The 8215-nt window shown below is 73.0% G+C and carries 9 protein-coding genes; 3 read left to right on the top strand and 6 right to left on the bottom strand.

Annotated features, from left to right (window positions below):
• Positions 1-378 precede the first annotated feature (378 nt).
• Positions 379-1170, top strand: coding sequence for a sigma-70 family RNA polymerase sigma factor (locus AB0K09_RS25255; protein WP_366067670.1), 792 nt, complete (start codon positions 379-381; stop codon positions 1168-1170).
• Between the two features lie 361 nt (positions 1171-1531).
• Here AB0K09_RS25255 and AB0K09_RS25250 read toward each other — a convergent pair whose 3' ends face one another.
• On the bottom strand, positions 1532-1771 hold the full coding sequence (locus tag AB0K09_RS25250) for a chaplin (protein ID WP_366067669.1): 240 nt from the start codon (positions 1769-1771) through the stop codon (positions 1532-1534).
• A 233-nt stretch (positions 1772-2004) separates the two neighbouring features.
• Here AB0K09_RS25250 and AB0K09_RS25245 point away from each other — a divergent pair, with 233 nt between their 5' ends.
• The gene (locus AB0K09_RS25245; protein WP_366067668.1) at positions 2005-3489 is read left to right on the top strand and encodes an SDR family NAD(P)-dependent oxidoreductase; all 1485 of its coding nucleotides are present in this window, start codon (positions 2005-2007) and stop codon (positions 3487-3489) included.
• A gap of 55 nt (positions 3490-3544) precedes the next feature.
• Here the strand turns inward: AB0K09_RS25245 and AB0K09_RS25240 are convergent, their stop codons facing one another.
• The 4 genes from AB0K09_RS25240 to AB0K09_RS25225 all read right to left on the bottom strand — a co-directional run bounded on the left by AB0K09_RS25240 (position 3545) and on the right by AB0K09_RS25225 (position 5701).
• A complete protein-coding gene (locus tag AB0K09_RS25240) occupies positions 3545-3919 on the bottom strand; it encodes a hypothetical protein (protein ID WP_366067667.1) in 375 nt (124 codons plus the stop codon).
• 114 nt (positions 3920-4033) lie between these two features.
• Positions 4034-4426 carry a roadblock/LC7 domain-containing protein gene (locus tag AB0K09_RS25235; protein ID WP_366067666.1) on the bottom strand — a complete coding sequence of 131 codons (393 nt, stop codon included), beginning with the start codon at positions 4424-4426 and terminating at the stop codon, positions 4034-4036.
• A 106-nt stretch (positions 4427-4532) separates the two neighbouring features.
• The gene (locus AB0K09_RS25230; protein WP_366067665.1) at positions 4533-5321 is read right to left on the bottom strand and encodes a transcriptional regulator; all 789 of its coding nucleotides are present in this window, start codon (positions 5319-5321) and stop codon (positions 4533-4535) included.
• A complete protein-coding gene (locus tag AB0K09_RS25225) occupies positions 5318-5701 on the bottom strand; it encodes a hypothetical protein (RefSeq protein ID WP_366067664.1) in 384 nt (127 codons plus the stop codon). The genes AB0K09_RS25230 and AB0K09_RS25225 overlap by 4 nt, the downstream gene beginning before the upstream one ends.
• 244 nt (positions 5702-5945) lie before the next feature.
• Between AB0K09_RS25225 and AB0K09_RS25220 the strand changes: the two genes are divergently transcribed.
• Positions 5946-7061 (top strand): alpha/beta hydrolase-fold protein, encoded by a 1116-nt coding sequence (locus AB0K09_RS25220; protein ID WP_366067663.1) that lies wholly within the window; start codon positions 5946-5948, stop codon positions 7059-7061.
• Here the strand turns inward: AB0K09_RS25220 and tsaD are convergent.
• Complete coding sequence (tsaD, locus tag AB0K09_RS25215; protein WP_366067662.1) at positions 7024-8136, bottom strand: tRNA (adenosine(37)-N6)-threonylcarbamoyltransferase complex transferase subunit TsaD; 1113 nt, start codon at positions 8134-8136, stop codon at positions 7024-7026. The genes AB0K09_RS25220 and tsaD overlap by 38 nt on opposite strands.
• Positions 8137-8215: the final 79 nt, after the last annotated feature.

Raw genomic sequence — 8215 nt, 5'->3', positions numbered from 1 at the left:
GCGGTCGCGGCGGCCGTGCCCACGAGGGCCACGGCCGCCAGGGCGACGAGTGCGGTACGGAGCCGGGTCAGGCTCGCTAACGAGATCGACATGGCGTCAACTCTAGGAAACCGCAGGTCCGGTGGGCCGGGCGGGGCCGCCCGGTGGGCTCGTGCCGCCGTGCCCGTCCGGCCCCGCGGCCGCGGGCGCGCTCTCTCGCGGTCCGTAGTCGCCCAACCGCTCCGGGTCGCGCGCCGGGCCGGGCCGGGTCATGCTGGGACGAGCGTGGCCGACAGCAGTCGCCCCGGCCCTCGGCCGTTTGTGCGAGGGGTGCCAGGGCAACCGCATCTCGGGAGGTGCTCCGGCCGGCAGGCTCCTTGGCGCATGAGCGAGGTGACCATGGCTGAGTCAACGCTCCGAAGACGGGCGCGCGAGCACGACCCCTCCGACACCGCCGGTCTCTTCGCCCGGCTGGCGAAGCTGCCCCCGGGGCCGGAGCGCGAGCGGCTGCGGCAGGAGGTGATCGCCGCCTGGCTGCCGATGGCCGAGCGCATCAGCGTGCGGTTCCGCACCTGCGGGGAGAGCCCGGCGGATCTGCGGCAGGTGGCCGCGCTGGCCCTGGTGCACGCGGTGGACCGCTACGACCCGGCGCTCGGGTTCGCCTTCGAGTCCTTCGCCATTCCCACGATCAACGGGGAGCTCAAGCGGCACATCAGGGACCACGTCTGGTCCCTGCACATCCCGCGCCGCGACCAGGAGCTGCGGGCCGCCGTCCGCGCCGCGCGGGCACGGCTGGAGCAGAGCGGCGCGGGGACGAAGGTGACCCCCGCGCAGCTGGCGGCCGAGACGGGGCTGTCGGAGGAGGAGGTGCGCCGCGGTCTCGACGCCGACGGCGTGCACCAGACGCTCTCCCTGGACCAGCCGGTCAGCGGCTCGGAGGAGCTTCCCCTCGCCGACACCCTCGGCCGGGCCGACCGGGCGCTGGAGCTGGTGGTCGACCGCCAGGCCCTGAAGCCGCTGCTGGACGCACTGCCGGAGCGCGAGAAGTACGTCCTGTACTGGCGCTTCTTCGGCAATCTCACCCAGAAGCAGATCGGCGCGCGGCTGGGCGTCTCGCAGATGCAGATCTCCCGGATCCTCAGCCGCACCTGCGCCCGGCTGCGCCAGCAGCTGCTGGCGTCGGCCCGCTGAACGACACACGGCATCGACACACGGCATGAATCATCGACGAAACAGGGCAGGGACACCATGACGTCTCAGCACTCGCACTTGACCCCCGATCTCCCGCCGATCGTGGAGATCCCGGATCTGCCGGGCGCCGGGCGGGCCGCGCGGCCCGGGGGCGACGGGGACACGGAGGACGGCTCCTCCCCTTCGGCATCGCCCTCCCCGCCGGCGCCGGCCCGCGCGCAGCGCCCCGCACGCAGCAGTGGCGCCCATCAAGACCTTGATGGGCGCCACGGTCGCGCGGGAGAGGGTACCGGCGGCTGACTCTGACCCACCCCGCGCTGGTGCGCGATCCGGCTTGTCGCGCAGTCTGTGGGGGCTGCGATCAGGTGTTGATGCAGGTGTTGCCGAACGTGGGGTTCAGCAGGCCGACGATGTCGATCGAGTTCCCGCAGAGGTTGATCGGGATGTGGATCGGGATCTGGATGACGTTGCCCGAGATGACACCGGGGGAGCCGACAGCCGCAGCCCCCGCGTCGGCGTCGGCAAGGGCGACACCGGAGGCACCGGTGAGGGCGGTGCCGACAGCGGCGGTCAGGACGGCTGCCTTGGCGATACGCGACATGGCCAAACCTTTCTAAGGGGTGTTGAGCGCCAATTGTGACCGGGAGTTCATGCCCGAATGTGCCGATATGGGCACTACAAGCCACATTTAACCCAGAGAGCCGAATAGGTCTGATATAATGCCCGGCGCCCTTGATGGGCCCCCTCCCCTGCGGGTTTGCCGCTCTCGCACCCGCCTACGTACAGTTCCATGAACGCTTCGATCGAACACATGGACTGGGATACACGACGGGGATGACGGTCACCGAAGAGAGCCGCGGCGCGGCGGACGTCGCGGACGAGCAGGCAGAGGGCATCGACCCGGAGCGCATGGCGATCTGCCTGAGCGTGCTCAAGGAGCTCGACGAGCTGCCGGTCGACCATCCCCACGCGATCGAGATACGCCGGGCGACCTCCGGCATCTACCGGATGGTCAAGCAGCGCCGCCGGCAGGAGCGGCGCGCCGCCAAGACCGCGCACGACCGGGCCGTCACCGAGGCCACGGCCACCGGCTCCGCCGAGCGCATCGACGACGAGACACAGGGCCTGCTGCCCTCCTCCTCGGCCGCCGGCGAGATCGCCGGCATCCTGGAGCGCCCCCGCTCCTGCTACGTCTGCAAGGCCCGCTACACCGAGGTCGACGCCTTCTACCACCAGCTGTGCCGCGACTGCGCCGCCGAGAACCGTGCCCGTCGCGACGCGAGTGCCGACCTCACCGGGCGGCGCGCGCTGCTCACCGGCGGCCGCGCCAAGATCGGCATGTACATCGCGCTGCGGCTGCTGCGCGACGGCGCGCACACCACCATCACCACGCGCTTCCCCAACGACGCCATCCGCCGGTTCAAGGCGATGCCGGACAGCGACCGGTGGATCCACCGGCTGAAGGTCGTGGGCATCGACCTGCGCGACCCGGCACAGGTCGTCGCGCTCGCCGACTCGGTGGCGGCCGAGGGCCCGCTCGACATCCTGATCAACAACGCGGCCCAGACGGTGCGCCGTTCGCCGCGCGCCTACAGCGAGCTGCTCGCCGCCGAGTCCGCGCCGCTGCCGGCCGGTGAGCTGCCCGCGGCCGAGGTCATCGGTGCCTTCGGCAGCGGTGCCGTGGACGCCGTCGCGGCGCTGCCGTCGGGCTCGGGTGAGGGCCTGAGCGCCCAGGATGTCACCGATCTCGCCCTGGTCAGCGGTTCGGCCTCGCTCGCCCGCATCGAGGCGGGCACGGCCATCGACGCCGGCGGCCTCGTCCCGGACCTGGACTCCACCAACAGCTGGATCCAGACGGTCTCCGAGGTCGACCCGGTCGAGCTGCTCGAAGTGCAGCTCTGCAACTCCACGGCGCCGTTCATCCTGATCAGCCGGCTGCGCCCGGCGATGGCCGCCTCTCCGGCGCGCCGCAAGTACGTGGTGAACGTCTCGGCGATGGAGGGCGTCTTCAGCCGCGGCTACAAGGGCGCGGGCCACCCGCACACCAACATGGCCAAGGCCGCGCTGAACATGCTCACCCGCACCAGCGCCCAGGAGATGTTCCAGAGCGACGGCATCCTGATGACCAGCGTGGACACCGGCTGGATCACCGACGAGCGCCCGCACCCGGACAAGGTCCGGCTGGCGGCCGCCGGCTTCCACGCGCCGCTCGACCTGGTCGACGGCGCGGCGCGGGTCTACGACCCGATCGTCCGGGGCGAGCAGGGCGAGGACCTCTACGGCTGCTTCCTCAAGGACTACCGCCGCGCCGACTGGTAGGCCGGTTGACACCGGGCGGTACCGGGCGGCCCCGGCGGGCCGCCCGGCCCGGCGGTCAGACCTCCAGCTCGGCCTCGATGCGCCGCAGTTGGTGGCGCGCCATCGCCAGGTTGGCGCGCTTGGCGTCCAGGGCGAGGTAGAGGAAGAGCCCGTTGCCGCCCCGCCCGGTGAGCAGCCGGATCAGGTGGTACTGACCGCCCAGGGTGATCAGGATGTCCTCGATGCTGTCCTGGATGCCCAGCATCTCCATGGCGCGCAGCTTGGCCCGCACCACGTCGGTGTTGCCGGCGGCGGCGACGTTGAGGTCCAGCTGCGGTGAACCGCCGAGGGTGCCGAGCGCCATGCCGCTGCCGTAGTCGACGAGCGCCACGCCGAGGGCGCCCTCGATCGAGCTCATCGCGTCCTTGAGCGCCGTTTCGGTGTTGGCCATGAGTGTGGTCCGCTTCTCTCTGATCGTTGATCGGGGATCGATGGATCGGTGGTCGGTCGATCGGTGGTCGGTGGACGGGTCCGGCCGGTGGTGCGGGGGGCCGGGCCCGGGGCCCTACTCCTGGCGGCGGCGTTCCAGCGCCGCGTCGACCAGGGCGGCGATCCGCGGGCCGGTCCGGCGGGCCTCCAGGTTCAGCCGGCCGACGTTGGCGTCGGCCGAGGCCATGAGGGTCAGCACGCAGGAGGCGCCGGCGGCGTACGTGGCGACGTAACCGCGCTCACCGGCGACGAGCAGCTCGCGAAAGCCGCCGTGTCCGACGGCGTCCGTCAGCCGGGCGCCGACGCCCAGGGCGGCGGCGGTCAGCGCGGCCACGCCGTCCGGCTCCATGCCGGTCACGAGATGCGCGATCACCAGCCCGTCCGTGCTCGCGACCAGGGCACCGGTCAGATGCGGTACCCGGGTGCGTAACCCCTGGAGCTCGGCGAGCACCTCGGGTGCGGGGGTCATCGGCTGTCTCCTTCCGGCGAACGTCCTCAAGGCGCGCCTCATCATGGGTTCGGTCGGTCCTGGCCGTAGCGGGTCCGGGGGGCGGTGGGCCGGTCGGGTGGTCGGGTCACAGGGCCTCCAGGGCGTCGCGGATGCGGTGGAGCAGGGCGACGTCCGTGACGGCCGCGGCGGACCGCGGCGCGCGCGGCGCAGGCGAGCCCGCCTCGGGGGTCCGGACGAGCCCCGCGGCCGCCAGCCGGCGGACGTCGAGGAGGGTGGCGAAGGCCGAGCGGCCGAGCGTTCCGGCGATCTGCACGGGCGTGCGGACACCGTCGGCCGCTTCCAGGACCGCCCGGCGGCCGCGCGGGCCGACGGCGCTCCCGGGCCCGGGCCGCCCGGCGGCCCGGGCCGGTACGGGCACCACGGGTGCGGCGTCGACCTGGGGGCACGGCCAGGCCCGCTCCAGCAGTCCGCGGCGCCGGCGCACCTCCCGCCGGAGCAGCGGGACGGGGACGGGGCGGACCGGGCCGAGCCAGTGCCGGGCCTCCTTCAGAAAGCGGTCCGGGAGCCGCCCCGCGCCGTCGAGCGGGCAGAGGAGGAAGTAGGCGGCGTCGAAGAGCGCACTCAGATGGCACAGCTCCAGCTCGCCCCGGCTCAGCCGGCCGTGTTCGACGAGATAGCTGCCGGCGCGGTAGCCGGGCCCGCCCTCGGCCACGGCCTCCTGCCACGCCTCCGGCGTGAGCCGTCCGCCGGCGGTCAGCCGCCGCCCCACGTCGGGCACGGCGGGGCTCTCGGCGTGCACGACGGCGCCGTCGGCGAGGTAGAGCGCGCCGACGTGGCCGTGCAGCGCGCCGGTGGCGCCCTCGGCGGCCAGCCGGTCGAGCAGGTCGGGCAGGTCGGGTATGCGGGAGGTCATGCCAGGACCAGCCGGGTGGTGAGGTCCTTCAGCCGGAAGAGGGCGACAGCCAGATTGGCCTCGGCGCGGTCCAGCCACAGGTAGAGGAGGACGCTGCTGTCGAAGCCGGTCTCCACGAAGCGGATCAGGTGGTAGCCGCCCCGGGCCGTGAGGATCAGTTCCTCCACGATGTCCTCGCCCGCGCCGCCGCGCGTGAAGGCACGGCCCTCGACGGCGGTCCGCGCCAGTTCGGCGGCCTCGACGGCGGCCGTCTCGTGGTCGATGCCCGGTCCGGTGCCGGCCGCCGCGAGGGAGAGGCCGCTGGTCCAGTCCACGAGGCTCGCGCCCCGGGCCCCGGGGATGGTCATGGCCTCGGCTAAGCACCCGTCGATACCGGTCACACGTTCCTCATTCAGCATTCCGCGATTACCAATGGCGTGTCCGCTGCGACGGAAGGTAACCGATGTGCACTGCTCAGGGTAGAGGTTTTGGCATTTTCCCTCGGCACATCCGGCGCTTCGGGCAGGGAGCCGGAACGGGGTGTACCGGCGGGACCCCGAAGTCGATGGCAGATACACACAGTGGGATGTCCGGGAGAATCCGGAAGTGCACTCTCGGGGGCAGTGCGATGTCCGGAGCGATGCGATGAACCGAGCACCTCACGAGCCGCCTCCCTCCCCCGGGCCTGCCCGGCCCGGCCGGGCGGGCCGGGGACCGCGCGCCCGCCGGCTGACGGTCGCCGCCCTCGTGGCGGCCGGGATCGTCGTCCTCGGGCTGATCGCCTGGCCCCTGCTGAACCGGTTCGGGGTCTTCTCCGACAAGGGCGACCGGATCAGCTTCTCGCGCCCCGCCCCGCGCGGGAGCGCCACCGGGAGCGGCCCGTCCGCGAGCGTCGACGCCGGGACACGGCTGCCGACCGGGCCCGAGGCCGAGTTCACCGTGGAGAGCACCCTGCCGGACGGCACCAAGATCGCCCACACGACGCTACACGGGCCGAAGTCGGGCTTCACGGGCCCGGTGTGGGTGTGGGCGCCCAAGGAGTACACGGACGACCCGCGGTACGCGCGGAGCGGCTTCCCGGTGCTCATAGCCCTGCCGGGCGGCGAGGGGGCGCAGCAGAACTACTGGATGGGCGCCGACCTCGGGCTCCAGACGAGCATCGCCCGGTGGGCCGGGGAGGGCAAGAGCCTGCCGTTCGTGGTCGTGATGCCCTCGCTGAACCCGGACAAGAAGTTCTACCGCGACGGCAGCGACATACCCGGCCAGCCGAAAATGGGCACCTGGCTGACCGAGGACGTGCCCGATCTCGTCCGGCAGAACTTCCGCACCCTCCGCTCCCGCGACGGCTGGGCCTTCATGGGCTCCTCCTCCGGCGGCTTCGCGGGCCTGAAGTCCGTGCTCCAGCACCCGGACCGGTTCAAGGCCGCGATCGCCTCCGGACCGGACATCGTCCCCGACTCGCCCCTGTGGGCCGGCCACGAGGCGGAGCGCCGGGAGAACGACCCCCAGGTGCTCGCGCAGCGGATCATCGACCGCGGCGGTCCCGACGTCTACCTCGCCTTCCAGGTCGGCACGCTGGAACGCGGCGCGATGCGGGCCGCCAAACAGTTCGTCGCCGCGTACGGCAAGGGCCCGGTGCACACGTCGCTGCGCGAGATACCCGGCGGGCGTCATAACGCCCACACGTATGTGCCCGCCATGGGCGAGGGGCCGATCCAGTACATCAGCGCGCACCTGCGGGGGCCTGTGCCGTCCTCCTGAGCTCCGGCACCGCCGCCCGGCCGGCCCCGGCGCGCGGCACGAGCGACGCGTACTCCAGGGGGGCCGACGGGTCCACGGACACGTCCAGCGGCGCGGGCTCCGCCCCCGCCCTCACCAGCAGGTCGCCCACCGCCGCGATCATCGCACCGTTGTCGGTGCACAGCCTCAGCGGCGGCACGCGCAGTGCGATCCCCTCCGCCGCGCACCGCTCCTGGGCCAGCGCCCGCACCCGCGAGTTGGCGGCCACGCCGCCCACGACCACGAGGGTGCGCACGCCGTGCTCCACGCACGCGGCGACGGCCTTGCGGGTGAGAACGTCCGCCACGGCCTCCTGCAACGAGGCGGCCCCGTCCGCGACCGGCAGCGGCCGGCCCGCCGCCCGGTGCTGCTCGGCCCACCGCGCGGCGGCCGTCTTCAGACCGGAGAAGGAGAACGCCCACCGGTCGTCGCGCGGCCCGGTGAGCGGACGCGGGAAGGCGACCGCGCGGGCATCCCCCTCGCGCGCCGCCCGATCGACGGCGGGACCGCCCGGATAGGGCAGCCCGAAGACGCGGGCGACCTTGTCGAAGCACTCACCGGCGGCGTCGTCGAGCGTGTCACCGAGATGGACGATCGGGTCGCGCGCGAGATCGCGCACGAGCAGCAGCGAGGTGTGGCCGCCGGAGACGATCAGCACCACGCACGGGTCGGGCAGCGGACCGTGTTCGAGAGTGTCGGCCGCCACGTGCCCGGCGAGGTGGTGCACGCCGTACAGCGGCACACCGAGCGCGTAGGCGAGGCCCTTGGCCGCGGCGACGCCGACCTGGAGGGCACCGGAGAGCCCGGGCCCGGTCGTCACGGCGATCGCGCCGATGTCCCGCATCTCCAGCCCGGCGTCCGCCAGGGCCGCCCGCACGACCGGCATCGCGGAGTGCACATGCGCGCGGGCCGCGATCTCCGGCACGACGCCGCCGAAGCGGGCGTGCTCGTCCATGCTGGAGGCCACCGCGTGCCCCAGCAGCTTCCCGTCCGCGACGAGACCGGCGCCGGTCTCGTCGCAGGACGACTCGATACCCAGCACCACCGGTGAACGCATCCGCCCCACACTTTCTGCCATCTGGAAGTAATTGCACATTCTATGCAAGAAGCCGGGGCGGCCCCGGGCGCCATCGCGC

It is taken from the genome of Streptomyces sp. NPDC049577 (assembly GCF_040675635.1).
Taxonomy (GTDB): domain Bacteria; phylum Actinomycetota; class Actinomycetes; order Streptomycetales; family Streptomycetaceae; genus Streptomyces.
Note: the sequence above shows the minus strand (reverse complement) of the source record. Positions and strands in the feature narration are given on the sequence as shown.